Source organism: Pseudomonas sp. LAMO17WK12:I5, assembly GCF_900215165.1.
GTDB lineage: Bacteria > Pseudomonadota > Gammaproteobacteria > Pseudomonadales > Pseudomonadaceae > Aquipseudomonas > Aquipseudomonas putida_A.
The window spans coordinates 283,161-308,095 of sequence record NZ_OBDS01000002.1 but is presented as its reverse complement, the minus strand read 5'-3'; the positions used below and the strand labels follow the sequence as shown (position 1 = coordinate 308,095).

Here is a 24,935-nt window from a genome sequence, read left to right as displayed (position 1 = left end):
GGCAAGGCTCACAGATACAGCTGAGGCTCAATTCATCCACCAACTGCCAGGTTCTGGGCAAATGGGTATCAGGCTTTTGCAGTAATTGCGCAGAACCCATCTCCCCGTTCTTTGAACTGAAGCGGCCTGCTCGCCCCCCTGCCAGACAAATAGCGAACAATCCGCACTTAATCAAAGATCCGTCCTACAGCCAGCAATTGTCCGCTTCGTTAACGTCGTGCAGCCCTTTCGAAGGGTTGTCGATGGATGAACGAAAGGACGCTCAGTGGCTCGCAACAAGGACATTCCCCGGGTTCCCAACCCGCCGGCGGGCGACGGTCATCACGTCACCTGGCGCTACATGACGGCCACTGAACTGGCCGAGCGCGACGCCCGACAAAATGCATACGACGCCATGCTGGCGCGGCAGGAGGCTTTCGAGCGCAGTCGAGAGGTTGCGGCGAAAAAGCCTGATCCCGTACGCGCCGGGTGCGTGTTCGCCAAGTCCTGCAAATTGCCGGACGCGATCATCGACTACGCGAATCCTTCGGGGATGGTACCCACCGACAGCCTGAAAGATTACGGAGATCTGGTCCTGCTCGGCGGCCGTGAAGCCGATGACAGCGGCGGCGTTCCACTCAAGAAAATCAGCGGCACTGCCATCCCGGCAGGCCTGGGCACCTTCGCCTTTGCGGGTGAGGCGTTCAAGGCATTGCCCGCCATCGCTTCCGCCGCCGTTGTGACACCTTTGGTCGGGCTGGTGGCGTTGCTCATGCCATCGAACCTGGGCGACAGCGCCCTCTACACCGAAGACCAGTTGCTCGCCCTCAGACAGGCACGCACCCGCGTGCGCCTGCACGTCGAACAACAGGCCGACGGCAGCCTGCGGGGCTACGGCTTCTACACCGGCAGGAATCGCGATTGGGAAATGGTCGATGTCGTGCAGTTCACCGCGCGCGGCAACCGGTTCGTCGCCGACCTGGGTGAAGGGGTCGAACTGCTCTGGACGCCGGCGGTGAATGGCTCGGACGTTCTCGGTATTCCGGCGCTGGAGGCTGCACCGCAAGCACCGCACATCTGGGTGTATCCGCCGACGAAAGCGGCGGACGGGATTCTGGTGAATCCGGTTTATCCGCCGGAGTATCGGGATTTCATTCTGGTGTTTCCGGCGGATTCGGGGGTTCGGCCTCTATACATCGTGGTCAACACCTCGCGCAAAGGCTTACCACCAGCAGGACACAGCTATCATAAACCTCCGAAAGCAGAGGAAATTACCGCGTTTCCCGGCCTGAAAAAGGCACAGAAAATGAATCCCGTACAAGGAGGTGGCGGACTTCGGGAGCGATGGAAGGATGCAAAAGGCAGGAGAATTTATGAGTGGGACTCGATGCACGGCGAGTTGGAAGTTTACCGTGCAAGTGACGGAACTCACCTAGGCGCTTTTGACCCTTTTACAGGAGAGCGACGAGAAGACCCGAAAGATGAAAGAAGCATCAGAAAAAAATACTTGTGAGGGTGATGATGGGATTAAAACTAAGGCTGGAGTGGTACGACAAGCAAACCCATCTATGCGAGGGCGAAGAATATTCCGAGGATTTAGGCGACGATGAAACCGTTTTGAATGCCTTGGGTATACCGGTGGAAAACAACATTAATAATGGCGGCTTCAACGTACTCGAAAGTTGGAAACCTGTCCTTCAACCTTACTTTCAAAATAATATTTCCCTAACGACTTACGACTATCAAATTTCGTTCGACTACAGCGACGTCTGGTAAGCGGCACCTCAGATCATAAAAAACCCCGACCAGTCACCTGATCGGGGTTTTTCTTTACCGCTCGTTGTCGCTTAGTGCGAAACGCGGCTGGTGCCACCGACGGTGGAGATGCGCACGCGCTCACCGACACGGAACACTTCGTTTTCCTGAACCTGTTGCACGTAGGCGCGCATGCTGCCGTCGTCTTCGCGCACGGTGATTTCCACGCCCTGGGTGCGGGTCAGGCCTTCTTCGGTGGCCGAACCGATCAGACCACCGGCCACAGCACCGATGACCGCCGCGACGATGCTGCCTTTGCCGCCACCGATGGCGCTGCCGCCTACACCGCCGACCACTGCGCCTGCAGCGCCGCCGATCGGGGTCTTGGTGCCTTCGATTTTCACCGGACGCAGGGATTCGATGGTGCCCATGCGAATCGTCTGCACACGACGCGCTTCGTCACGGGAGTAGGAGTCACCGGTCAGGCTCGACTGGCAGCCGGTCAGCAACATCGCCATCGTGGAAAAGGAAGCAACCAGCAGAACAGACTTACGCATAGCATCAACTCCAAAAGAACATGTGTTCATTAAACCCCGCTGCTTGACGCCTGTCACGACGCAGCCCGGATAAACTTGATTTTATTCAGGCCCGGTACAGGCACCTGCAAACTCACCCAACAGTAGCGCCAAATCGCCTAATCCGCCCTGCCGACCCAAGGATTTTCATGGATTACCTGATCATTTTCGTCACCACCGTCGCCGGTCTGTACTTCCATTGGTGGCTGTACGTGCGGATCAAACGCTGGATGGATCGTGATCTGGCCCTGTCGCTGGCGGGCAAGGATGAAGACAAACGCGTCTTCATGCTGGAACGACTGGCCGATGCCCGCTTGCAGAAGATCAAGCGTCGGGACCTGCCGAAGTGGCTTGAGGCCGCTGCGGCAGGCTATCCCGCTCGGTAGACTGCTCAGGGCGCCAGACGTTCAAGAATCCAGTTGGCGCCCTGCTGACGGTAGTTCAGGCGATCGTGCAGACGACTTGGACGGCCCTGCCAGAACTCGATGCGCTCAGGCAGCAGGCGATAACCGCCCCAATGTTCCGGGCAATCCGGCTGAGTGTCGCTGAAGCGCTGCTCGGTGGCCTTGAGCAGATCTTCCAGCTCGCCGCGCCCGTTGATCACCCGGCTCTGCGGTGAGGCCCAGGCGCCGAGCCGGCTGCCCAGCGGTCGCACCTGATAATACGCGTCGGACTCTTGCGGCGTGACCTTGACCACCCGCCCTTCGATGCGCACCTGGCGCTCCAGGGTTGGCCAGAAAAATGTCATGGCCGCGAAAGGATTCGCTGCCAGATGCTGGCCCTTGGCGCTGTCGTAGTTGGTGAAAAAGGTGAAGCCCTGCGCGTCCAGGCCCTTGAGCAGCAGAATGCGGCAATGCGGTCGACCGTCCGCATCGACCGTGGCCAGGGTCATGGCGTTGGCCTCCACCGGTGCCTGTTCGGTTTTTACCGCGTCGGCAAACCACTGGTGGAACAACGCAAAGGGTTCAGCCGGGGCTTGCGCCTCGGTCAGTCCGTCCCGGGTGTAATCACGACGCATATCTGCCAGAGCCTGGGTCATGGCGCATTCCTTTTCGTTAGCGGATCACTGCTTGGAAGTATCGCTTGCAGCAACTTTCTTGTCAGTCGCTGCGGCTTTGGCCGGGGCGGTTTTCTTGGCAGGGGTTTTTGCCGGTGCCTTGGTCGCCGCTTTTTTCGCAGGCGCCTTGGCGGCGGCTTTCTTCGCTGGAGCCTTTTTGGTTGCAGGTACGGCGGCCTTCGAAGCAGCCGGCGCCGGAGTTACCGGTTTGGCTGCAGGCTTGACGTCCTGTGCCGCGATCATCGTGGTCGGTGCCGGCGCCGGCATGTTGTACTTGCTCAGCAGCGCAACCATGGTGTTCTGCGGGGTCACCAGCAGTTCGACGCGACGGTTGAGGGCACGGCCTTCGGCGCTGTCGTTGGCCGCACGCGGGGCATCGCCACCCATGCCACGCAGCATCAGGCGATCACGCTGCAAGCCGCTCAGGCGGAAGATCGCCGCTACGGACTGGGCGCGCTCTTGGCTGAGTTTGACGTTGGCCGGCGCGGCACCGGTGTTGTCGCTGTGACCGAGTACCAGGACTGCGGTTTTCGGGTCAGCTTCGAGGATTTTCGCGACGTTGGTGAACGGGCTGAGGGTCACCGGCAGCAGCATCGCTGGACGCTTCGGGTTGAACGAGCCTTCAACCGGCGCGATCACCACCAGCACGTTGTCACGGCGCTCGAGTTGCAGGTTGCTGTCCTTGATCGCCGCACGCAGGCGCGGTTCGTAGTCATCCAGCCAGGCCTGGGTGACTTTCGGGTCAGGCATCGGCACCACTTTGGCAGTCGATTGATCCTTGCCGCCGAACGGCCACCACCACTTCGTGCCGGTGTCGGCATCGGCCTTGGCCACTACCGCCGGTTTGGCTTCTGGTTTGACTTCGGGTTTCACCTCGGCTTTGGCCGCCGCATCATCGGAACCGCCGAACGGCCAGTACCAGTGGCTGCTGCTTTCAGTCTTGGCCACCGGTGCGGTCGCGGCAGGTTTGAGCGGCGCCGGGGCTACGGCAGGAGCCGGAGCCGGGGCCGGCTCTTTGGCCGCCACTTTGTCGGAGGACCCGAACGGCCACCAGCTACCGCCGTCCGCATCGTTTTTAGGAGTCTGTGCACAACCGGTGATCGCAACACACAGGGCCAGGGCGAGAGTTTTTTTGGATGACATTGAAAATCCACAAAGTGAAGTAATGAAAAATCAGAGCTCTTTTGCCCGGATAAACTGACGCTTTGAATCGAAAAACCGGATCTGGTTCCAACCCTGGAACCTCATGTAAAGCTTTACAGACAAGTGGCAAGTACCCGCGCCAGTTGCTGCGCGCGCGGATCCATCAAGACGTACGGCCCAAGGGTATTTGTCACAAAACCGAACGCGACATCGTGCTCGGGATCAGCAAAACCCACTGAACCGCCCGCCCCCGGATGACCAAACGCCCGCGGGCCGAGGCCGTAGGTGGCGTTCGCCATGTCCGGTTGATCGAGCATGCAGCCCAGACCGAAGCGGGTGCGGGTCAGCAGGGTCTTGTCCTCGCCGTAGCTGTGTTCGCGGGTCAGCTCTTCGAGCATTTCGCTTTCAAGCAGGCTGCCGTCGAGCAAACCGGCGTAGAAACCGGCCAGGCTGCGCGCGTTGCCGTGACCGTTGGCGGCCGGCTGCTGCATGCGGCGCCATTCCGGTTTGTTGGTGCTGGTGAGCACCGACGGCGGATTGGTGAAGGCGCGAGTGGTCATGGCGGTCGGTTCGCGCATGGTCACTTGCAACAGGCGCTGGGCCGCGGCATCGCCGACGTTGCCCTTGCCCCGTGCAATATGCGCCACGCGGTGGAACTCTTCGTCAGGCAGGCCGACGTGGAAATCCAGCCCCAGCGGCTTGGCGACGCGGGCGACAATCGACTCGCCCGGCCCACAACCGTCAGCGCGACGCAGCAACTCCCCGACCAGCCAGCCATAGGTGATGGCGGCATAGCCGTGGCCGGTGCCCGGCGTCCACCACGGCGCTTCGGCCGCAAGGGCGTCGACCATGGTCTGCCATTCGTAGAGGGCGGCAGGCGCCAGCAACTCGCGCAGGGCCGGCAGACCGGCCTGATGGCAGAGCAGTTGGCGCAGGGTGACGGATTCTTTACCGGCGGCAGCGAATTCCGGCCAGTAGCGGGCAACCGGTGCATCCAGTTGCAGTTTGCCTTCGGCCACCAGTTGCAGCGCCGTGACCGCGGTGAAGGTCTTGGTGCAGGAAAACAGGTTGGCGATGGTGTCGCTGTGCCAGGCTTCGGTACCATCCTTGTCGGCCGTACCGGACCAGAGGTCGAGGACGGTTTCTCCGCCGACCTTGATGCACAGGGCTGCGCCGCGTTCCTGGGGATCGTCGAACAGTGCCGCGAAAGCCTCGCGCACCGCTTCGAATTGAAGCTCGTAATGTCCCTGAATCTGCACCCGCAACTCCCCCGCGAAAACGCTCTACAAAGTGGCCCGCATTGTTCCAGCCCTTGAGGGATTTGGGAACAGCTGCGGGCCGGACGGTTGAATGCTGTAGTGAGGCGGCTGACGCCTTCGCGAGCAGGCTCGCTCCCACACTGGATCGATGGTGTTCACAAATCCGATGTGGGAGCGAGCCTGCTCGCGAAGAACGATGACGCGGTCTAAACCTTAATGACCATTGCCCGAGTGCCCACCGGCATGCCCGCCCCCCGGGCCTTTGCCGGCTTCAGCCTTGCGCCCGCCTTCGGCTTCATGACCGGCGGCGGCCGCTTTCTCAGCCTCCTTGCCCAACTGATCGATCGCCTGCAAATTGCTCTTGCGCACCGCCTCGACAAAGCCCTGATACGGCAGATCGGTAATCCCCACCAGGCCGAAGTGCCCGTTCTCGCCATCGAGCAGACGCCCGGTCACCGGTTGATCCAGATACTGGAACCAGTGCACGCCGACAATCGACGGTTCACTCAGCGCCTGTTTGAGGAAATTGGCGTACGCCGGGCCACGATCTTCTTCCCGCGCCAGTTGCGTCACGCCACCCCAGAACGGGCCACGATCACTGGAGCCGAAGTTGAATTCGGTGATCAGTACCGGTTTGTCGAGGGCGCGCAGAGCGGCGAAGTCATAGCCGTCCTGTGGTTTCAGCGTGTACATGTTGAAACTCAACACGTCGCAATACTGCGCGCAGGACGCAACCGCTTCCGGAGTGCTGGTGGCGAAACGGCCACCGAGCAGCAACTGATTCGGCGCGTGCCACTTCAGCGAATCGGAGATGGTTTTGAAGTAAGTGTCGGCGAACACTTTCTGGAAGTATTTGAAGTCGTTTTCGATTTCCGGGTGCTCCGGATTCGGCATCGGTGGCACGAAACCCGGGTCTTCCATCAATTCCCACGCCGGCAGATCAATGCCCCACGCTTTCGACAGCCCCGCCTGGTTGCGGTACTTGTCGCGCAGTTGCTTGAGGAATGCGCGCTTGGCCGGCACGTCGGTGGTCATTTTCAATGTGCCGTAGGCCAGAGCGTAGCGCGACTGCGGGTCGTCGCCGGGGCCGGCCCAGGCCAGTTCGTTGTCGGCGTAGTAGCCGATCAACCACGGATCATCACGATGATCGCGGGCAGCAATGGCCACGGCACGCTCGGTGGCCATGGCGAAACGCGGGTCGAACGGGTCAGGCATGCCGCCCCACCAGTCGCTGCCGGTGCTGATGCTGGTGTAGTCGCCGACGATCGACAGCGGCAAGGTGTACGGCACCCGCTCGGCGTCGGCGAGCGAGTCGGCACTCCAGTTGCCGACGGTGTTGAAACCCCAGGCCTGCAGGCGTTCGAGGGTGTGCGTGGCCCACTTCTGCTGATCGACCGTGGCCTTGCACGGCGCAGCGACGGGTTGATCGGCAGCCTTTTCAGCAGTCGTCGCTACGGCGTCTGTTTTCGCCGCTGCGGCGACACCGGCCTTCGCCTCGTTTGACTTTGGCACAGGCTCGGCAGCTTTTAATGCTGTTTCTTCAACCGCACCAGCCTTGGCCGCTTCAGCAATTCCGGCCTTGGTATCGCTGTCCGGTTTGCAGGGCTCGCCGTAAACCCGCTGCAGGTTGGCGCCATAGAAGTCATACCAGCGCCCGTTGCCATAGCCGCGGCCCTGATCGGCGCCGTTGCCGCCACGGTTATCGCCTTCGCCGAAATGGCTGGCGAGCGGCTCGTCGGCCTTGGGCAGGGATTCGAACATCCACTCACGCCCGGCCACGTAAGTCTGGTTGACCTGCGGGCTGACGGTGTTCACCCCCAGCGAATAGAACGGATGCCCTTCCGGCGTCACCAGATACCAGCGACCGTCACGCTTTTCGGTGCGGAAAAAACCGCTGGCCTTGAACGCCGGGCCTTTATTCCAGCCACCGAACTTGTCCAGCGAGGACTTTTCGCGCTCGGCCAGCCAGGTTTTCAGCTGTTGCTGTTCCTTGGCGGCGGCGGATTTCAGTTGTTCGTCGTTGCTGATTTTTTCCGGCCATTTGCTGCGGGTCGATTGACCGTAGGCGTCCACCAGATTGCCGTAGACGGCCTGGGTCACAGCATCGCCGTCCTGCACGCCGAATCGCTCGAGCAGCAGGCTCTGCGCGGCTTTCGGCTGATCCATCCACAGACTCACCGACACCACCTGGCTGCGATCCAGTTCACCGCTGCTGCTGGCCAGCAGAATTCGCTGGCCATCGACAGTCATCGGCATCGGCGGCCCGGCCTTCATGCCCTGGCTCAGTGGCGAAGTCGCCACCAGCGGCACCAAAAGGGTTTGCGCGGGTCCGGCCGGCAGGTCGACGCGGCTGGTCAGGGTCTGGCCGTTGTTACTCTGGATTTGCACATAGACCGTCACGGCCCAGTTCATTGCGCTTTGCAGACGCAGGCTCATCATGCCCGACTGCGACCAGTCCCAGGCGCCGGTTTGCGGAGTCAGACGCAGGGTCGGGCGAGCCACCGGGTTGAACGTCACCCGGCGCAGCACTTCACCTTCGGGGGTTTGCTCGGCGTTGGCTTGTGGCAGGTCAGTGTTTTCGGTGACGACTTTCACCACGTCGGCAGGACGGACGAAGTTGAACAGGGTCTGCTGACCCGCAGGCGCCGCCAGTAACGGGGCAGCGAAAATCAAGGCGAATACGGCAGGCAACGAACGGCGAATCATAAGAACGGAGTTCTCCCTAACGACCAACTAAGGCCAATGGAAAAGCATGGCAGAGAGATAGACAGCGCGGCGGGCAAAACTGCCCACCGTTGTCTCAGGATATTTCACGACGGAATGGCGGCAACGCATTGAGGATCGCCTTGCCGTAGCGCTGGGTGACCAGGCGCCGATCGAGCAAGGTGATGGTGCCGCGGTCCTCTTCGGTACGCAGCAGACGCCCGCAGGCCTGAACCAGTTTCAGCGAGGCATCGGGCACCGAGATTTCCATGAACGGATTGCCGCCCCGGGCCTCGATCCACTCCGACAGCGCCGCCTCGACCGGATCGTCCGGCACCGAGAACGGGATCTTGGCGATCACCACGTGTTCGCAGTACGCCCCCGGCAAGTCCACCCCTTCGGCGAAACTGGCAAGACCGAACAGCACGCTGGAATCGCCGCCATCGACCCGCGCCTTGTGCTTGTTCAGGGTTTCCTGTTTCGACAGGTTGCCTTGAATGAACACTTGCTTGCGCCAGTCGCGGTCGAGGCCGTCGAACACGTCCTGCATCTGTTTGCGCGAGGAGAACAGCACCAGCGTGCCGCGCGAGCCTTCGACCAGATCCGGCAACTCGCGGATGATCGCCGCGGTGTGAGCCGCGGCGTCGCGTGGGTCGGCCTTCAGATCCGGCACCCGCAGCACACCGGCGTCGGCGTGATGGAACGGGCTCGGCACCACGGCGGTGACGGCTTTTTTCGGCAGACCGGCGCGCATGCGGAAACGGTCGAAGGTGCCCAGTGCCGTCAAGGTTGCCGAGGTCACCAGGCAGCCGTAAGCCACGTTCCACAGGCTGCGACGCAGGGTTTCTGCGGCGAGAATCGGGCTGGCGTTGACCTCGATGTCGAACAGCGAACCGCTTTCCGCCAGCGTCAGCCAGCGCGCCATCGGCGGGCTGTCTTCCGGGTCTTCGGCGGTGAACGCGGTCCACAACTCCCAATTGCCCGACGCCCGCGACAACAGGCTGCCGAACAGCGGATACCACTCCTCGGCCTGATTGCTGGCGATGCCGATGTTGACCTCGCCGTCCATGCCTTCCTTGAGCAGGTCGGTCAGGCGGGTGAACAGATCGTTGAGCCGCGAATAACCCTTTTTCAGCTCAATGCCCATTTCGCGCATGTGCTCGGGAATCACCCCGCCGACGAAACGATGGCGGGGCCGCTCGCGACCTTCGACGTCTTCGCCGGGCTTGAAATCGGCAATCTGCTCGCACGCGGTGAACATGAACTGCTGCTGGGTCTTGATCTCGCGCGCCAGCTCGGGCACTTGCTCGATCAGCTTGCCGAGGTCGCCCGGCAACGGATGCTGGGCCAACAGTTTGGTGAGGTTCTTCGCGGTGGTTTCCAGCCAGTCGGCAGTGGAACGCAGACGCGTGTAGTGGGCGAAGTGGCCGATGGCCTTGTCCGGCAGGTGGTGACCTTCGTCGAATACGTAAATGGTGTCACGCGGATCCGGTAGTACCGCGCCGCCGCCCAAAGCGAGGTCAGCCAGCACCATGTCGTGGTTGGTGACGATCACGTCGACCTTGCCCATGCCTTCGCGCGCCTTGTAGAAAGCGCATTGGCCGAAGTTCGGGCAGTGGCGATTGGTGCACTGGCTGTGATCGGTGGTCAGGCGCGCCCAATCGGCGTCTTCCAGCGCGTTGGGCCAGCTGTCGCGGTCGCCGTCCCATTTATTGCCGGCGAGCTTCTCGATCATGCTGGTGAACAGCTTCTGACTGGCCTCGTCGACCTCGATCTTGAAACCTTCCTCTTCGAACAACTGGGCGGTGGCAGTTTGCGCGTGGCCTTCCTGCAGCAGCATGTCGAGCTTGGACAGGCACATGTAGCGGCCACGGCCCTTGGCCAGCGCGAAGCTGAAGTTCAGCCCGCTGTTGCGCATCAGGTCGGGCAAGTCCTTGTAGACGATCTGCTCTTGCAGAGCCACGGTCGCGGTGGCGATCACCAAGCGTTTGCCGGCCAGCTTCGCCGTCGGAATCGCGGCCAGGCTGTAGGCCACTGTCTTGCCGGTACCGGTGCCGGCTTCCACCGCGACAATCGCGGGGTCGCCACTGCGCCGGCCTTCGTCGTCGGTGTCGATATCCCCGAGGACTTTGGCGATTTCAGCGATCATCAGGCGCTGGCCGTAACGCGGTTTGAGGCTCTTGGCTTCAAGAAAACGCGAATAGGCGCCCTGGATCGTGGTTTTGAGTTCAGTGCTGATCATTGATTGTCGGGCGCTAAAAACGCTGGATAAATTTTCAGTGGTTTCGGATGGCGGCTATCATACCCCGCTAATTAATCCTGCGCAGAACGGAGTGCCCCAATGACACCTTTTAGCCTCGTTTATCCGCTGCATGTCCTGTCCGCCCTGGTCTGGGTCGGCGGCATGTTTTTCGCCTGGATGGTCCTGCGCCCGGCGGCGGTAAAGGCTCTCGACGGCCCTGGCCGCCTGACCTTGTGGGTGGAAGTGTTTCAAGGTTTTTTCCGCTGGGTCCGGGTCGCGGTGATTCTGCTGCCGATCAGCGGCGTCGGCATGCTGCATCTGCAGCAGGTCGGTTTCGAGACCGCGCCGAAGTACGTGCAGGTGATGATCGGGCTATACGTGGTGATGACGGCGCTGTTTATCCGGATTCAGGGTTTGATGCTGCCGGAATTGCGTAAAGCGGTGGAAGCCAAGGACTGGCCGGCGGGTGCGGCGGTATTGGGGCGGATTCGCCGAGTGGTGGGGATCAACCTGATCGTCGGGTTGGTGCTGGTGGCGATTGCGGCGGCGCGGCCGATGTTCTGACCCACCCTATTTTTTTGCGCTGTGAACACTGTTGTGGTGAGGGGATTTAACCCCTCACCTCAATTGTGAACAGTGCTGTTATTCAGAGGCGCTGTACGGTCACAGCCCCCGCCGCACCCACCGGCCCAGGCTGACCATCCGCCCCGGCCTTGCCGTTCTTGCCGCCATCGGCGCGATACACCAGGCAGCCCTTGGACTGGCCGCCCTTGCCCGCCTTACCGCCAACACCCGCTGGACCACCGGCGCCGCCCGCAACGTTGACCTTGATCAGCTCGGCCGGAAACTCGCGCGGCACTTCCAGACGCACCAACGCACCCGGTGCACCCGGCTGGCCGTCACTACCATTGCTGCCGTCAAAACCATGACCGGCCGCGCCCCAGGTGCAGCCCGGATCTTCGCCGTTGCCGCCATCCAGGCCGACGAAACCCGGTGCGCCGGTGCCGCCACGGGCATCGACAAACAGTTTTGGCGCGTTCAGTGCCTTGAACTGCAAATTCAGATTGCGCCCGGCACGGGCAGCTTTTTCATAGGTGCCCGGCGCGCCGCGTGCGGTGATCAGGCTGCCTTCGGACAGTTCGGCACGAATGACTTTCATGTCCAGCGCCTGTTCACTCGGGACGATCGCGATGCGCGCTTCATGGCCCAGACGCAATTCACCGACGGTCAGCTCGGTCACATTGGCAGGAATCAGCAAGGTGCCGTAGTCCGCCACTTCCAGGCGTTCCAGCTGCAAGGTGCTGGCGGTGTTGGGCAAACGCATCAGGGAGTTGGTTTCGACGCTGACCACCTGGGCGCAGGCCAGAGGACTGATGAGTGCAGCGAGCAGGCAAAGTTTACGCATGGGAAGAAGCCTCCGGAGCGGCCGGGGCCGGGATGGTTTGCAGGTGAAAAACGCCGAACAGCAGGATGCGCAGACGGTCGCGCCACGGGTTGGGACGCCCTTTGAGGCGCGAGAAAAGCAACTCCAGCACATGCAGCGCCAGCAGCGAGGCACCGGCCAGATTGACCAGCGCATGCAGCGGATGCACAAACGGCAGCAGCAGATTGACCACCACCACGCACCAGAACAGCAGGGTCAGCAAACGCCCCAGCCCCCAGAAAACCTTCATACGCTCCCCCGTGTCGGAATTATTCTTTGGGCGCACAGTAACGGCTTACGCGGGGGATAAGCCAGAGGGGCAAAAGAAAAAACATTTGTCAGTCGTCGGATCGCCGCCGGTTCGACGACGATCGTCGACCGGCAGCTCTAGCCTGCGGACTACAGACAAGTCCTAGCGATTGATATGCAACTCCACCCGACGGTTTTTTGCCCGTCCCTCGTCCGTTGCGTTGTCAGCCACCGGCTCGCTCTCGCCGCGCCCTTCACTGGTCAGTTTGTCCGGCGCCAGGCCCTGACTCAGCAGGTACGCCGCCACGCTGCTGGCGCGTCGTTCCGACAGTGCCTGGTTGTAGGCGTCCGAACCTTTGCTGTCGGTATGGCCGATAACCTTGATGCTGACCACGTCGGCATTGCGCAATTTGTCCATCAGCGTATCGAGCTGGGCCTTGGCGGCCGGGGTCAGATCCGACTTGTCGAAATCGAACAACACATTGCCGGCATCGCTGAGGGTGATGACTTCCGATTGCGGCGCAGGCTCGGGGGCTTTTGCAGTGACCGGATATTGCGGCAGCGGACAGCCGCGATGATCGACCGGGGTATTGGCCGGGGTGTCAGGGCAACGGTCGCGGCGGTCGAACACGCCATCGCCGTCTTCATCGCCATCCTGGGCATAACAGATCAGCCCGCCAGTCAGAATCCCCAGCGCCGCACCGCCACCGGCCCAGCCGCCACTTTCAATGGCGCCAAGACCGCCACCGACCAGCCCGCCGATCAGGCTGCAGATCGGCCACGTACGTTGATTGAGGGGGGCATCGCCATCGCTATGAGTGGCGCAACCGGTGAGCAGGCTGCCCAGCAGCAGCACCGGCAAGACGGACCTTGAGAAAACAGTCATTGTGAAAGCTCCTGTGTCACCGGCCCATACCGGTTACACAGGAGTAAAGACCCGCATCCGCGACTGCACAAGCCGCGGATGCGAGAGGGGCTAGCGGACGATTTTGATTTCGGTACGACGGTTCTGTGCGCGACCGTCTGCGGTTTTGTTATCCGCCACTGGCTGGCTTTCACCCATGCCCGAGACCGAAACGAAGCTGGCACGCGGCACACCCTGCTGGATCAGGTATTCCACCACCGAGTGCGCACGGCGATCCGACAGTTTCTTGTTGTAGGCATCGCTGCCGACGCTGTCGGTGTGGCCGGTCACGGTCAGTTGCGCCGTGGACGACTCTTGTTTCAGGCGCGTGGCGACTTTATCCAGCACCTGTTTGTCGGAGCCGGTCAGGGTGGCTTTGTCGAACTGGAAGTGCACATCGCGAATGACGATAGTTTCTTCCTTGACCACAACCGCCTCTTCTACCACTGGCGCAGGGGCAGGTGGTGGGCAGCCGTCAGCATCGACCTGCACGCCTTTAGGCGTGTGCGGGCACTTGTCGCGACTGTCCGGCACACCATCTCCGTCTTCGTCGCCATCACCGTGCACCCAGCAATAGGCCGCTGCCGTACCACCGACAATCAGCGCGCCGTAGCCGGCCCACGACGAACTCTCCGTCGCGCCGAGACCGGCACCGACCACACCACCGACCGCCGCACAGGTCGGCCAGTCGGTTTTCTGCAAACCTGCGCAACCAGTCAACACACTGGTTAGCAGAATCAAAGGTAATGCTGTCCGAACTATGCTCATCTGGTTTTCTCCTGAGGGATCGGCTTAGAACCGATTCACGGAGTAAAGACCGGAGTTTTAATCTCCGCCAGCAATAGGCCACTGGCATTTGGGACCGTGTTCACAGGGATTCGGCACTTTTGCCGCCCGCGGCAAATCGGGGTCTAGGCCGGATCCGTCTGGCGCGCTAGTCTTGGCGATCTGATTGAGGAGCTTCGATGAACGTCGCCATTTCTTCGCGCACGCCGCAACAGGCGCTGGCTGCTTTACTGGATCGCTATGCCCCGGCGCGCTTGCTGCTGATCGGCGCCAGCGAATTTCCGGCGCTCGCCGCTTTCAAGCAGGCACATCCGGACACCTGCGTGGCCCACGCCGCACCCGGTGCATTGCCCGCCGAACTGGCGGCGCGACGCTTCGACCTGGCGCTGGTGGTCGATTGCCTGGAGCACCTGCCCAAGCGTGACGGCTTGAATCTGCTGGGCGGGATTCGCAACCTCAACGCCAGTCGCATTGCAGTGCTGGCGGATCTGCCGGCCAGCGGCTGGCAGGAAACCGATTTCTACTCGCTGGCGCTGCAGGCCAGTGAACGCTTCCAGCGTGACGATCAGGTACTGACCCTGTTCACCTATGATCTGCTTGACTACAAACAAGTCCCCGACTGGCTCAACTCGCGATTCTGGGCCAATCCGGAAAACTTCGGCAAATACTGGTGGTAATGCAATGAGTACAGCCATTTGCCCGTGCGGCAGCGGCAACCTGCTGGAGGCCTGCTGCGGCCACTATCACGAAGGCCACCCGGCGCCTTGCGCCGAAGCGCTGATGCGTTCGCGCTACAGCGCCTACGTGCTGGGGCTGATCGATTATCTGGTGGCCACCACCCTGCCCGCCCAGCAGGCCGGTCTGGATCGCCAGTCGATCAGCGCCTGGAGCGCGCAGAGCACCTGGCTCGGCCTTGAGGTCGAAAGCTCGGAAGTGTTCGGCGGCCAACCCGAGCATGCCTTCGTCACCTTTACCGCACGCTGGCACGACAGCCAGGGCGAACACAGCCACCGCGAGCGCTCCTCGTTCGTGCAAAACGCCGGGCGCTGGTACTTCATCGACCCGACCGTGCAGTTGAAGCTGGGGCGCAATGACGCGTGCCCGTGTGCCAGCGGGCAGAAGTTCAAGAAGTGCTGTGCGGGGTATTTCGGCGCATAAAGGGAAGTGCCGACTAGACTGGGCACAAAGGGAGTTTTTTCGATGCTCGGTCACTGTCGCACACTGCATGGCTTGTTATTGATGCTGATCCTGAACCTCGGCGGTTGCGCCTCATGGTTCAGCGACGACAGCGTCGACCCCGCCGTGCACCTGGTAAAAGTCGAGGTGGTGCGGGCCAAGCTGCTCGAACAGAAATTCATCCTGCACTTTCGCATCGACAACCCCAACGACAGCGACCTGACGGTGCGCGGCATGGAATATCGCATTCATCTGGCAGACCTGTTGCTGGCCGAAGGCGAGCATGAACACTGGATCACGGTAGGGCCGAAAAGCAGCGCGTTCTATCGGATACCGATTCGCACCAACCTGTGGCCGCGGGTCAAGGACGTGGTGAAAATGCTGAAAAGTCAGCACCAGCAGGTGCCCTATCGATTGCAGGGCGAGATGGAAACCGGTTTATTCATCGCCCACTACGTGCACCTGGAGCGCAATGGCGTGATAATCCCCGCCGATTTAATTCCGGAGCACAACCGATGACTCAGCAACCTCATGTCCATGGCCCTGACTGCAACCACGATCATGACCATCATCACGATCACGACCATGGCCATGTCCACGGCCCGAACTGCGGCCACGCCCACCAGGAACCGGTGCGCAACGCCCTGAAAGACGTCGGCCGCAACGACCCTTGCCCATGCGGCAACGGCAAGAAATTCAAGAAGTGCCACGGCGCTTGATGCTTCAGGTGAAGATATTCTTCGCCTGACACATTGCCTTCGCGAGCAAGCCCGCTCCCACATTCGACCGCATTCCTACTGACTGAACGCGGTCGACTGTGGGAGCGGGCTTGCTCGCGAAAGGGCCGGCACATTCACCCCAAACTGTTCAGACAGCCGCCAGAATCTGCTTCGCACTGACCACCGTCGCATACTCCCCCTGCAAATTCCCCAGCGACATCCCGTGCACTTCTTCGGCTGAACGCGGTGTGCCGAAATAATCGGCCTTGTCGAAGGTGAAACACGCATCCTCCGCCACCCACGCCTCAAACCCCAGATTGCCCGCCGTGCGCGCTGTGGATTCCACCGAGTTGTTGGTCGCTACACCAACAATGATCAATTGCCCGATCCCCGCCTCATGCAGCTGCGCTTCCAGCCCCGTGGCACAAAACGCATCCGGTACCTGTTTCTGGATCAGCCATTCACCGTCCTGCGGCATGAATCGCTGCTGAAATTCCACCCCTGACTGCCCGGGCCAGAACACCGAATCCGGTTCACGCGACAGATGCTGCACATGAATCACCGGCCGCCCGCTACTGCGCCACGCCCTCAGTAAATCGAGCATGCGCTCTTCAGCCTGCGGATTATTCCGCCGCCCCAGGCGCGGCTGCAGAATGCCTTGTTGCTGGTCGATGATGATCAGTGCAGCGTTGGCCTTGAGCTCCATGGCGTCTTCTCACGAGAGTCATTTGATTCCCGCACTTCATCACCCACCCCTGCAAATAAGCAAGCCATCAGACAATCATCGATCAATGGCAAGAAATAACCACTCGCCCCGCTTGCGCGGCCATCTCCTGCTCACTAACGTAGCGGCTTTATTGCGCCCCCAGCCTCTACACCCCCGCAGGAGCTTTGCCATGGCCTCGCCAGCCCTTACACATTTTCTACCCCGGTTCGGCGTTGCCGCAGCAGTGACCGGTGTCTTGAGCCTGTCCGGTTGCCAGACCTGGAACGCGCAGGACACCGTTCCTCCCACCTCCGGCGTGCAACCGCTCAAGGGTCTGGCACAGAACGTCTCGGTACGACGCAATGCCATGGGCATGCCGTTGATCGAAAGCAACAGCTTCCACGACGCGCTGTTCACCCTCGGTTACGTGCATGCCAGCGACCGCATCAACCAAATGGTCACCCTGCGCCTGCTGGCCCAGGGCCGACTGGCGGAAATGTCCGGCGCCTCGATGCTCGACGCCGACCGCTACATGCGCGCGGTCAACCTGAAGAAAAGCGCCGACGAGCTGTACAAGGCCTCGTCGCCACGCCTCAAGCGTTTCTTCGAAGTCTATGCGCGGGGCGTCAACGCCTACCTGTTCCGCTACGCCGACAAACTGCCGGGCGATCTCGCCGCCAGTGGCTACAAGCCGGAATACTGGAAACCGGAAGATTCGGCACTGATGTTCGCGTTGCTGAACTTCAGCCAGTCGGCCAACCTGCCGGAAGAGATTGCCTCGCTGGTGCTGGCGCAAACCGTGAGCAGCGACAAACTCGCCTGGCTGACCCCGTCCGCACCGGATGAAAACCTGCCACTGGCCGAGGCTGACAAGCTGCAAGGCCTCAAGCTCAACGGGCAGATTCCCGGCCTGACGGAGCTGAGCAACGCCAGCCAACAACTGGCGGCAGTGAATCTGCTCGGCGCCAGCACCTCGAACAACTGGGCCATCGCCCCGCAACGCAGCCGCAGCGGCAAGAGCATTCTCGCCAGTGACAGCCACGGCCCACTGGCGGCACCGTCGCTGTGGACCTTCGTGCAGATCCGCGCGCCGAAGTATCAGGCTGCCGGTGTCACCGTTGCCGGTTTGCCGATGGTCCTCGGTGGCTTCAACGGCAAAGTCGCGTGGAGCGCCACCAGCGTGCTCGGCGACAATCAGGACCTGTTCCTGGAAAAAATCCGCCGTCAGGGCAACAGCCTGACCTATGAGGTCAATGGCAAATGGCAGCCGCTGGGCGTGCGCAACGAAACCTATTTCGTCAAAGGCCAGCGACCAATTCGCGAAGCGGTGTACGAAACCCGCCACGGCGCGCTGCTCAACAGTGCTCAGGCCATACAGGGCAACGGTTTTGGCCTGGCCCTGCAAACCCCGAGCTTCACCGACGACAAATCACTGGACGCATTTTTTGACCTGACCCGCGCGCAGAACGTTGAACGCGCGTCAGACGCCAGTCGCGAGATCCGCGCCATCGCCCTGAACATGGTATTCGCCGACGCCAGCAACATCGGCTGGCAGGTCACCGGGCGTTTCCCCAACCGTCGCGAAGGCGAAGGTTTGCTGCCATCGCCGGGGTGGGAAGGTCGTTACGACTGGGACGGTTACGCCGACCCGATGTTGCACCCGTACGATCAGGACCCGACCCAGGGCTGGCTCGGCACCGCCAACCAGCGGGTCATTCCTCACGGCTACGGCATGCAGTTGTCCAACTCGTGGGCGGCGCCGGAGCGCGGTGAGCGCTTGGCGGAACTGGCCAACAGCGGCAAACAGGACGGTCGCAGCGTGATCGCCATGCAGTACGACCAGACCACCACCTTCGCTGCCAAGCTGAAGAAAATGTTTGAAGCGCCGGGCATGAAGCAGCCGCTGAAACAGGCGATCGACGCCCTGCCGGAAGCCGATCGCAGCAAGGCGCGCGAGGCCTTCACCCGGTTGATGGCGTTCGACGGCAAGCTCAACCCGACCTCGGCGGATGCGGCGATCTATGAACTGTTCCTGCAAGAAAGCATGAAGCAGATCTTCCTCGATGAGCTCGGCCCGGAGTCGAGCCCGGCGTGGAAAGCCTTTGTTGCCAATGGCGACTTGTCCTACGCGGCGCAGGCCGATCACCTGCTCGGGCGCGAAGACAGCCCGTTCTGGGATGACTTGCGTACACCGCAGAAAGAAGACAAAGCCGTGATTCTGGCGCGCAGTCTGGCCGCCGCGATCAACGCTGGCGACAGTCAGTTGGGTGGCGATCGCAAGGCCTGGCAGTGGGGCAAACTGCACAGCTACACGTGGAAAAACGCCAACGACCAGACCGTTCGTGGCCCGCTGGCAGCCGGTGGCGATCACACCACGCTCAATACCGCGGCGTTTGCCTGGGGCAAGGACTTCAACACCACGCGGGCGCCGTCGATGCGTTTCATCGTCGATTTCAGCCAGGCTGAGCCGCTGATGGGGCAGAACGGCACCGGCCAGTCCGGCAACCCGGCCAGCCCGAACTACCTCAACGGCATCGACGCTTGGCTCAAGGGTCAGTACATCGGCTTGCCGATGCAGCCGCAGAACTTTGACCGGGTGTATGGCAAGACGCGTTTGACCCTGACCCCGGGCAAATAATGGCCGTCCCTTTGTAGGAGTGAGCCTGCTCGCGATCACGGTCTGACCTTCAAAATTGAAGCGTCTGACACACCGCGATCGCGAGCAGGCTCACTCCTACAGGGGCTTTGTGTCGCCCCGGAAAATAATCGATAGAACTTCCGGACTCGCGCCAACCTCATAGCTAACAAGCCCCCCATTTTGGTAACGACATGGACCTTGTTATCGCCCGCCCCGAAGGTTTGTATTGCCCTGCCGGGGATTTCTACATTGATCCGTGGCGCCCGGTCGAGCGCTCGGTGATCACCCATGCCCACGGCGATCACGCCCGTAACGGCAATCAGCACTACCTTGCCAGCAGCGCCAGCGAAGGGATTTTGCGTGCGCGTCTGGGTCAGGACATCAACCTGCAAACCCTCGCCTACGGTCAGAGGCTGACCCATCACGGCGTGACCTTGAGTTTCCATCCCGCCGGGCATGTGCTCGGTTCGGCCCAGGTGCGTCTGGAATACGGCGGCGAAGTCTGGGTCGCATCGGGAGATTACAAGATCGAACCCGACGGCACCTGTGCGCCGTTCGAACCCGTGCGCTGCCACACCTTCATCACCGAATCGACTTTCGGCCTGCCGATCTACCGCTGGCAACCACAGGCGCAGGTGTTCAGCGAGATCAACCAGTGGTGGCAGGCGAACATCGCGGCGGGCAAGGCCAGCGTGCTGTTCTGTTATTCGTTCGGCAAGGCTCAGCGGATTCTGCACGGCATCGACGCCAGCCTCGGCCCGATCCTCAGTCACGGCGCCGTCGAGCCGTTGAACCGGGTCTACCGCGAGGCCGGCGTGTACCTGCCGCCGACGATCTACGCCGGCGACATCAAAAAATCCGACCCGATCATGCGTCAGGCGCTGGTCATCGCCCCGCCCTCGGCCGGTGGCAGCACCTGGATGCGCCGGTTCGGTGACTACAGCGACGCCTTCGCCAGCGGCTGGATGCGCCTGCGCGGCACTCGCCGGCGGCGTGGCGTGGACCGTGGTTTCGTGCTGTCGGATCACGCCGACTGGCCCGGCCTGCTCTGGGCCATCGAACAGACCGGCGCCGAACGGGTGATGGTCACCCACGGCTCGATCGGCGTGCTGGTCCGGCATCTGCGCGAACAAGGCCTGGACGCGCAGGGTTTCAACACCGAATACGGCGACGACGAAGAGGAGAACATTGGCGCCGAGCCGGTTATCGCCGAGGTGCAAGCATGAAAGCCTTCGCCGAGCTGTACGCCGAACTCGACGCCACCACGTCGAGCAACGCCAAACTGGCAGCGATGCAAACCTACTTCGCTCAAGCAGCACCGCAGGACGCGGCGTGGGCGGTGTACTTTCTGTCTGGTGGACGTCCGCGGCAACTGGTGCCGGTGCGCATCCTGCGCGAACTGGCGGTGGAAGTCTCGGGACTGCAACCGTGGCTGTTCGAGGAAAGCTATCAATCCGTTGGCGATCTGGCGGAAACCATTTCCCTGGTGCTGCCGGAAAATTCGCACAGCTCCGAGGCCGGTCTTGCCGAATGGATTGAAGACAAGCTGCTGCCGCTGCGCGGTGAAACCCCGGAGTACCTCGCCCGCCACCTGCCAGCGCTGTGGGCGCAACTGGATCGGCCGAGCCTGATGCTGTGCATCAAGCTGATCACCGGCAGTTTCCGCGTCGGCGTGTCGAAATTGCTGGTCACCCGCGCATTGGCGTCGATGGCCGGCCTCGACAGCAAACGCGTGGCGCAGCGGTTGGTGGGGTACACCGACCTGTCAAACCGGCCGAACGCGGCCAGCTACCTGAAACTGATCGCGCCGGAATCCGCCGATGAACATGCGCAACGTGGCGGCCAACCCTACCCGTTCTTCCTTGCGCATGGCTTGTCACAACCGGTGGAGGAGTTTGAAGCGCTGCTAGGGCCGGCGAGCAACTGGCAAGTGGAATGGAAGTGGGATGGCATCCGCGCGCAGGTGGTCAAGCGCGAGGGTCGGCTGTGGGTCTGGTCGCGGGGTGAAGAACTGGTGACCGAGCGTTTCCCCGAGTTCGACACACTGGTCCACGCGTTACCCGACGGCACGGTAATCGACGGCGAAATCGTGGTCTGGAAAAGCACCCATCCGAGCACCGAAGACGCCTTCGATCCGCAATCGAGCGCACCGCCGGCGGTGCAACCGTTCGCGCTGCTGCAGCAGCGCATCGGGCGCAAAACCCTCGACAAGAAAATCCTTGAAGAAGTGCCGGTGGTGGTGCTCGCCTACGATTTGCTGGAGTGGCAGGGCGAAGACTGGCGCAACCGTCCGCAGGCCGAACGACGCGCACAACTGGAGCAGGTCATCGCTCACGGTAACAACCCGGTGTTACTGGCCTCGCCGATTCTCACTGGCAGTGACTGGTTCGACCTCGCCCAGCAGCGCGAAGCCTCACGGCGCCTCGGTGTCGAGGGCATGATGCTCAAGGCCCGCGACGCCCTGTATGGCGTAGGCCGGACCAAGGACATGGGCGTGTGGTGGAAGTGGAAGGTCGACCCATTCAGCGTCGATGCGGTGTTGATTTATGCCCAGCGCGGACATGGCCGGCGCGCCAGTCTGTACAGCGATTACACCTTCGCCGTGTGGGACGGCCCGCCCGAGTCCAGCCAACGAGCGCTGGTGCCGTTCGCCAAGGCCTATTCGGGGCTGACCGACGAGGAAATGCGCCAGGTCGACAGCATCGTGCGCAAGACCACCGTGGAAAAGTTCGGCCCGGTCAGCAGCGTCAAGCCGAGTCTGGTGTTCGAACTGGGTTTCGAAGGCATCGCCCTGTCGCGGCGACACAAGAGCGGGATCGCCGTGCGTTTTCCAAGGATGCTGCGCTGGCGGCAGGACAAGACGGTGGATGAGGCCGATAGCCTGGCAACGTTGCAGGATTTGCTGGCCTGACCCGGTTTCCGGGGACAAACCTCCAATCATCCTGAATGAACATCCTGTAGTGAGTGGATTTTCTGGTGAGGAGATCTTGTGGTGAGGGGATTTATCCCCGATGGGCCGCGAAGCGGCCCCCCATCATTCTTTCAGTAAACCGCGTGTACCGGATTTGCGACTGCTGCGCAGCCGATCGGGGATAAATCCCCTCTCTACAAGTATTCTGAATCACTTAAAAATGCGTGCATCGACCCAACTTGGTGCAGCTCATTCCCCGCGCCCATTCCCGTGCACCAATCCCTCTCCCTCCTCCCTCCCCCAACCTTTTAAAACACTTGTTCGGGACTCTGGTTCGGAAATTGCTACTTTCTATAGGTCGTACGCGTTCCAGTAACAATAATTCTGCGCCACAAGCGCTCATATTGGTTCTTAGGGATTGAATAATGAAAAAAGCATTGCTGACCCTTTCTGCACTGGCGTTGTGCATGGCTGCCGGCTCCGCGCTGGCCAAGGAATACAAAGAGCTGCGTTTTGGCGTTGATCCTTCCTACGCACCGTTCGAGTCGAAAGCGGCCGACGGCAGCCTGGTGGGCTTCGACATCGACCTGGGCAACGCAATCTGCGCCGAGCTGAAGGTCAAGTGCAAATGGGTTGAAAGTGACTTCGACGGCATGATTCCGGGCCTCAACGCCAACAAATTCGACGGTGTGATCTCGTCGATGACCGTGACCCCGGCCCGTGAAAAGGCGATCGACTTCTCCAGCGAGCTGTTCTCCGGCCCGACTTCCTACGTGTTCAAGAAGGGTTCCGGCCTGAGCGATGACGTCGCGTCCCTCAAGGGCAAGTCCGTCGGTTACGAGCAAGGCACCATCCAGGAAGCCTACGCCAAGGCCGTACTGGAGAAGGCCGGGGTGAAAATCCAGGCGTACGCCAACCAGGATCAGGTCTACGCCGACCTGAAAAACGGCCGTCTCGACGCCTCGATCCAGGACATGCTGCAAGCCGAACTGGGCTTTTTGAAGTCGCCGGATGGCGCCAACTACGAAGTCAGCAAGCCGGTCGACAGCGAATTGCTGCCAGCCAAAACCGCTGTCGGTATTAAGAAAGGTAACAAAGAGCTGAAGGCGCTTTTAGATAAAGGTATCAAAGCGTTACACGATGACGGCAAATACGCCGAGATTCAAAAGAAACACTTTGGCGATCTGAATCTGTACAGCGGTAAATAATGCCCTGGCGCCCATCAGTCGATGGGCGCCTTTTCCATCCGCTCAGGTTGCTGATTTATGTTCGAAAACCTCTTACAAAATCTGGGGCTCTCCGCCTTCAGCCTCAAGGGCTTCGGCCCGTTGCTGTTGGAAGGCACCTGGATGACCATCAAATTGTCCGCGTTATCGCTGCTGGTGGCCGTGTTGCTCGGTCTCTTGGGCGCCAGTGCCAAACTGTCGAAATCCAAACTGCTGCGCCTGCCTGCCCAGCTTTACACCACGCTGATTCGCGGGGTGCCGGATCTGGTGCTGATGCTGCTGATTTTCTACAGCCTGCAAACCTGGCTGACCGCCCTGACCGACGTCATGGAGTGGGACTACATCGAAATCGACTCCTTTACCGCCGGGGTGATCACCCTGGGCTTCATCTATGGCGCGTATTTCACCGAAACCTTCCGTGGGGCAATCCTCGCCGTACCACGCGGTCAGGTCGAAGCGGCCACCGCCTACGGTCTCAAACGTGGCCAGCGTTTTCGCTTTGTGGTGTTCCCGCAAATGATGCGCTTCGCCTTGCCGGGCATCGGCAACAACTGGATGGTGATGCTCAAGGCCACCGCACTGGTGTCGATCATCGGTCTGGCGGATCTGGTCAAAGCCGCGCAGGACGCCGGTAAAAGCACCTATCAACTGTTCTACTTCCTGGTACTCGCCGCCTTGATCTATCTGCTGATCACCAGTGCATCCAACGTCATCCTGCGCTGGCTTGAGCGTCGCTACGCCGCCGGTGCCCGGGAGGCCGTACGATGATCGAACTCCTGCAGGAATACTGGAAACCCTTCCTTTATACCGACGGCACCAACATCACCGGTCTGGCGATGACCCTGTGGCTGCTCAGCGCCTCGATCTTCATTGGCTTTCTGGTGTCGATCCCGTTGTCGATCGCCCGTGTGTCTTCGCATTTCTATGTGCGCTGGCCGGTGCAGTTCTACACCTACCTGTTCCGTGGCACGCCGCTCTACATCCAGTTGCTGATCTGCTACACCGGGATCTACAGCCTGGCCGCCGTGCGCGCGCAGCCGTTGCTCGACAGTTTCTTTCGCGATGCGATGAACTGCACGATCCTCGCGTTCGCCCTCAACACCTGCGCCTACACCACGGAGATTTTCGCCGGGGCGATCCGCAGCATGAACCATGGCGAAGTCGAAGCGGCCAAGGCCTACGGCCTGACCGGCTGGAAGCTGTACGCCTACGTGATCATGCCGTCGGCGCTGCGCCGGTCGTTGCCGTATTACAGCAACGAAGTGATCCTGATGCTGCACTCGACCACCGTGGCCTTCACCGCGACCATCCCCGACATCCTGAAAGTTGCGCGGGACGCCAACTCGGCGACCTACCTGACCTTTCAATCGTTCGGCATCGCCGCGCTGATCTACCTGACCATTACCTTCGCGCTGGTCGGCCTGTTCCGCCTCGCCGAACGCCGATGGCTGGCATTCCTCGGGCCGACCCACTAGGAAAACCTG

25 protein-coding genes are annotated in these 24,935 nt (G+C 61.3%); 14 read left to right on the top strand and 11 right to left on the bottom strand.

From position 1 onward, the window contains the following. Positions 1-265 precede the first annotated feature (265 nt). Together CRO59_RS04230 and CRO59_RS04225 are read left to right on the top strand one after the other, a co-directional pair. A complete protein-coding gene (locus CRO59_RS04230) occupies positions 266-1,492 on the top strand; it encodes an S-type pyocin domain-containing protein (RefSeq protein ID WP_097086563.1) in 1,227 nt (408 codons plus the stop codon). A gap of 5 nt (positions 1,493-1,497) precedes the next feature. Then, positions 1,498-1,755 carry a colicin E3-like toxin immunity protein gene (locus CRO59_RS04225; protein WP_371917799.1) on the top strand — a complete coding sequence of 86 codons (258 nt, stop codon included), beginning with the start codon at positions 1,498-1,500 and terminating at the stop codon, positions 1,753-1,755. A gap of 71 nt (positions 1,756-1,826) precedes the next feature. Here CRO59_RS04225 and CRO59_RS04220 read toward each other — a convergent pair whose 3' ends face one another. After that, a complete protein-coding gene (locus CRO59_RS04220) occupies positions 1,827-2,291 on the bottom strand; it encodes a glycine zipper 2TM domain-containing protein (protein WP_007969461.1) in 465 nt (154 codons plus the stop codon). A gap of 167 nt (positions 2,292-2,458) precedes the next feature. Here CRO59_RS04220 and CRO59_RS04215 point away from each other — a divergent pair, with 167 nt between their 5' ends. Then, complete coding sequence (locus CRO59_RS04215; RefSeq protein ID WP_097086561.1) at positions 2,459-2,695, top strand: hypothetical protein; 237 nt, start codon at positions 2,459-2,461, stop codon at positions 2,693-2,695. Between the two features lie 5 nt (positions 2,696-2,700). On the opposite strand, the gene pdxH is transcribed toward CRO59_RS04215, so the two are convergent. The 5 genes from pdxH to dinG all read right to left on the bottom strand — a co-directional run bounded on the left by pdxH (position 2,701) and on the right by dinG (position 10,713). Further along, complete coding sequence (gene pdxH, locus CRO59_RS04210) at positions 2,701-3,348, bottom strand: pyridoxamine 5'-phosphate oxidase (protein ID WP_097086559.1); 648 nt, start codon at positions 3,346-3,348, stop codon at positions 2,701-2,703. Between the two features lie 24 nt (positions 3,349-3,372). After that, complete coding sequence (locus CRO59_RS04205; protein WP_097086557.1) at positions 3,373-4,509, bottom strand: OmpA family protein; 1,137 nt, start codon at positions 4,507-4,509, stop codon at positions 3,373-3,375. A 113-nt stretch (positions 4,510-4,622) separates the two neighbouring features. Further along, on the bottom strand, positions 4,623-5,768 hold the full coding sequence (locus CRO59_RS04200; protein WP_097086555.1) for a serine hydrolase domain-containing protein: 1,146 nt from the start codon (positions 5,766-5,768) through the stop codon (positions 4,623-4,625). Positions 5,769-5,981: 213 nt separating this feature from the next. Then, positions 5,982-8,474, bottom strand: a complete 2,493-nt coding sequence (locus CRO59_RS04195; RefSeq protein WP_097086553.1) for a beta-galactosidase — start codon at positions 8,472-8,474, stop codon at positions 5,982-5,984. Between the two features lie 94 nt (positions 8,475-8,568). Then, positions 8,569-10,713, bottom strand: coding sequence for an ATP-dependent DNA helicase DinG (gene dinG, locus CRO59_RS04190; protein ID WP_003222341.1), 2,145 nt, complete (start codon positions 10,711-10,713; stop codon positions 8,569-8,571). A 99-nt stretch (positions 10,714-10,812) separates the two neighbouring features. Between dinG and CRO59_RS04185 the strand changes: the two genes are divergently transcribed. Then, the gene (locus CRO59_RS04185) at positions 10,813-11,277 is read left to right on the top strand and encodes a CopD family protein (protein ID WP_097086551.1); all 465 of its coding nucleotides are present in this window, start codon (positions 10,813-10,815) and stop codon (positions 11,275-11,277) included. A gap of 82 nt (positions 11,278-11,359) precedes the next feature. On the opposite strand, the gene CRO59_RS04180 is transcribed toward CRO59_RS04185, so the two are convergent. From CRO59_RS04180 to CRO59_RS04165, 4 genes are all read right to left on the bottom strand, one after another. Continuing rightward, the gene (locus CRO59_RS04180; RefSeq protein ID WP_027614361.1) at positions 11,360-12,118 is read right to left on the bottom strand and encodes a collagen-like protein; all 759 of its coding nucleotides are present in this window, start codon (positions 12,116-12,118) and stop codon (positions 11,360-11,362) included. Continuing rightward, on the bottom strand, positions 12,111-12,386 hold the full coding sequence (locus CRO59_RS04175; protein WP_027614360.1) for a DUF1145 domain-containing protein: 276 nt from the start codon (positions 12,384-12,386) through the stop codon (positions 12,111-12,113). The genes CRO59_RS04180 and CRO59_RS04175 overlap by 8 nt, the downstream gene beginning before the upstream one ends. Before the next feature lie 162 nt (positions 12,387-12,548). After that, a complete protein-coding gene (locus CRO59_RS04170; RefSeq protein ID WP_007961895.1) occupies positions 12,549-13,271 on the bottom strand; it encodes an OmpA family protein in 723 nt (240 codons plus the stop codon). 90 nt (positions 13,272-13,361) lie between these two features. After that, positions 13,362-14,057, bottom strand: a complete 696-nt coding sequence (locus CRO59_RS04165; RefSeq protein WP_027614358.1) for an OmpA family protein — start codon at positions 14,055-14,057, stop codon at positions 13,362-13,364. Between the two features lie 197 nt (positions 14,058-14,254). Here CRO59_RS04165 and CRO59_RS04160 point away from each other — a divergent pair, with 197 nt between their 5' ends. From CRO59_RS04160 to CRO59_RS04145, 4 genes are read left to right on the top strand one after another with little or no spacing between them, the layout of a single operon-like run. Then, positions 14,255-14,752: a DUF6231 family protein gene (locus CRO59_RS04160; RefSeq protein WP_027614357.1), complete on the top strand. Its 498-nt coding sequence runs from the start codon at positions 14,255-14,257 to the stop codon at positions 14,750-14,752. A gap of 4 nt (positions 14,753-14,756) precedes the next feature. Continuing rightward, positions 14,757-15,233, top strand: a complete 477-nt coding sequence (locus CRO59_RS04155; protein WP_027614356.1) for a YchJ family protein — start codon at positions 14,757-14,759, stop codon at positions 15,231-15,233. A 42-nt stretch (positions 15,234-15,275) separates the two neighbouring features. After that, positions 15,276-15,770 (top strand): LEA type 2 family protein, encoded by a 495-nt coding sequence (locus tag CRO59_RS04150; protein ID WP_027614355.1) that lies wholly within the window; start codon positions 15,276-15,278, stop codon positions 15,768-15,770. Further along, the gene (locus CRO59_RS04145; protein ID WP_003198420.1) at positions 15,767-15,970 is read left to right on the top strand and encodes an SEC-C metal-binding domain-containing protein; all 204 of its coding nucleotides are present in this window, start codon (positions 15,767-15,769) and stop codon (positions 15,968-15,970) included. Before CRO59_RS04150 ends, CRO59_RS04145 begins: the two co-directional genes overlap by 4 nt. Positions 15,971-16,118: 148 nt before the next feature. On the opposite strand, the gene CRO59_RS04140 is transcribed toward CRO59_RS04145, so the two are convergent. Next, positions 16,119-16,676, bottom strand: a complete 558-nt coding sequence (locus tag CRO59_RS04140; RefSeq protein WP_097086548.1) for a cysteine hydrolase family protein — start codon at positions 16,674-16,676, stop codon at positions 16,119-16,121. A gap of 190 nt (positions 16,677-16,866) precedes the next feature. On the opposite strand from CRO59_RS04140, the gene CRO59_RS04135 reads away from it, so the two are divergent. The 6 genes from CRO59_RS04135 (at position 16,867) to CRO59_RS04110 (ending at position 24,926) form a co-directional block, all read left to right on the top strand. Then, positions 16,867-19,314 carry a penicillin acylase family protein gene (locus tag CRO59_RS04135; protein WP_097086546.1) on the top strand — a complete coding sequence of 816 codons (2,448 nt, stop codon included), beginning with the start codon at positions 16,867-16,869 and terminating at the stop codon, positions 19,312-19,314. A gap of 191 nt (positions 19,315-19,505) precedes the next feature. Next, on the top strand, positions 19,506-20,540 hold the full coding sequence (locus CRO59_RS04130) for a ligase-associated DNA damage response exonuclease (RefSeq protein ID WP_097086545.1): 1,035 nt from the start codon (positions 19,506-19,508) through the stop codon (positions 20,538-20,540). Beyond that, entirely contained in the window at positions 20,537-22,225 is a 1,689-nt protein-coding gene (locus CRO59_RS04125) for an ATP-dependent DNA ligase (RefSeq protein ID WP_097086543.1), read from the top strand. The genes CRO59_RS04130 and CRO59_RS04125 overlap by 4 nt, the downstream gene beginning before the upstream one ends. Before the next feature lie 425 nt (positions 22,226-22,650). After that, complete coding sequence (locus CRO59_RS04120; RefSeq protein WP_003222321.1) at positions 22,651-23,433, top strand: transporter substrate-binding domain-containing protein; 783 nt, start codon at positions 22,651-22,653, stop codon at positions 23,431-23,433. Positions 23,434-23,490: 57 nt separating this feature from the next. Continuing rightward, positions 23,491-24,219: an ABC transporter permease gene (locus tag CRO59_RS04115; RefSeq protein WP_003222319.1), complete on the top strand. Its 729-nt coding sequence runs from the start codon at positions 23,491-23,493 to the stop codon at positions 24,217-24,219. Further along, positions 24,216-24,926 carry an ABC transporter permease gene (locus CRO59_RS04110; RefSeq protein ID WP_097086541.1) on the top strand — a complete coding sequence of 237 codons (711 nt, stop codon included), beginning with the start codon at positions 24,216-24,218 and terminating at the stop codon, positions 24,924-24,926. The genes CRO59_RS04115 and CRO59_RS04110 overlap by 4 nt, the downstream gene beginning before the upstream one ends. Positions 24,927-24,935: the final 9 nt, after the last annotated feature.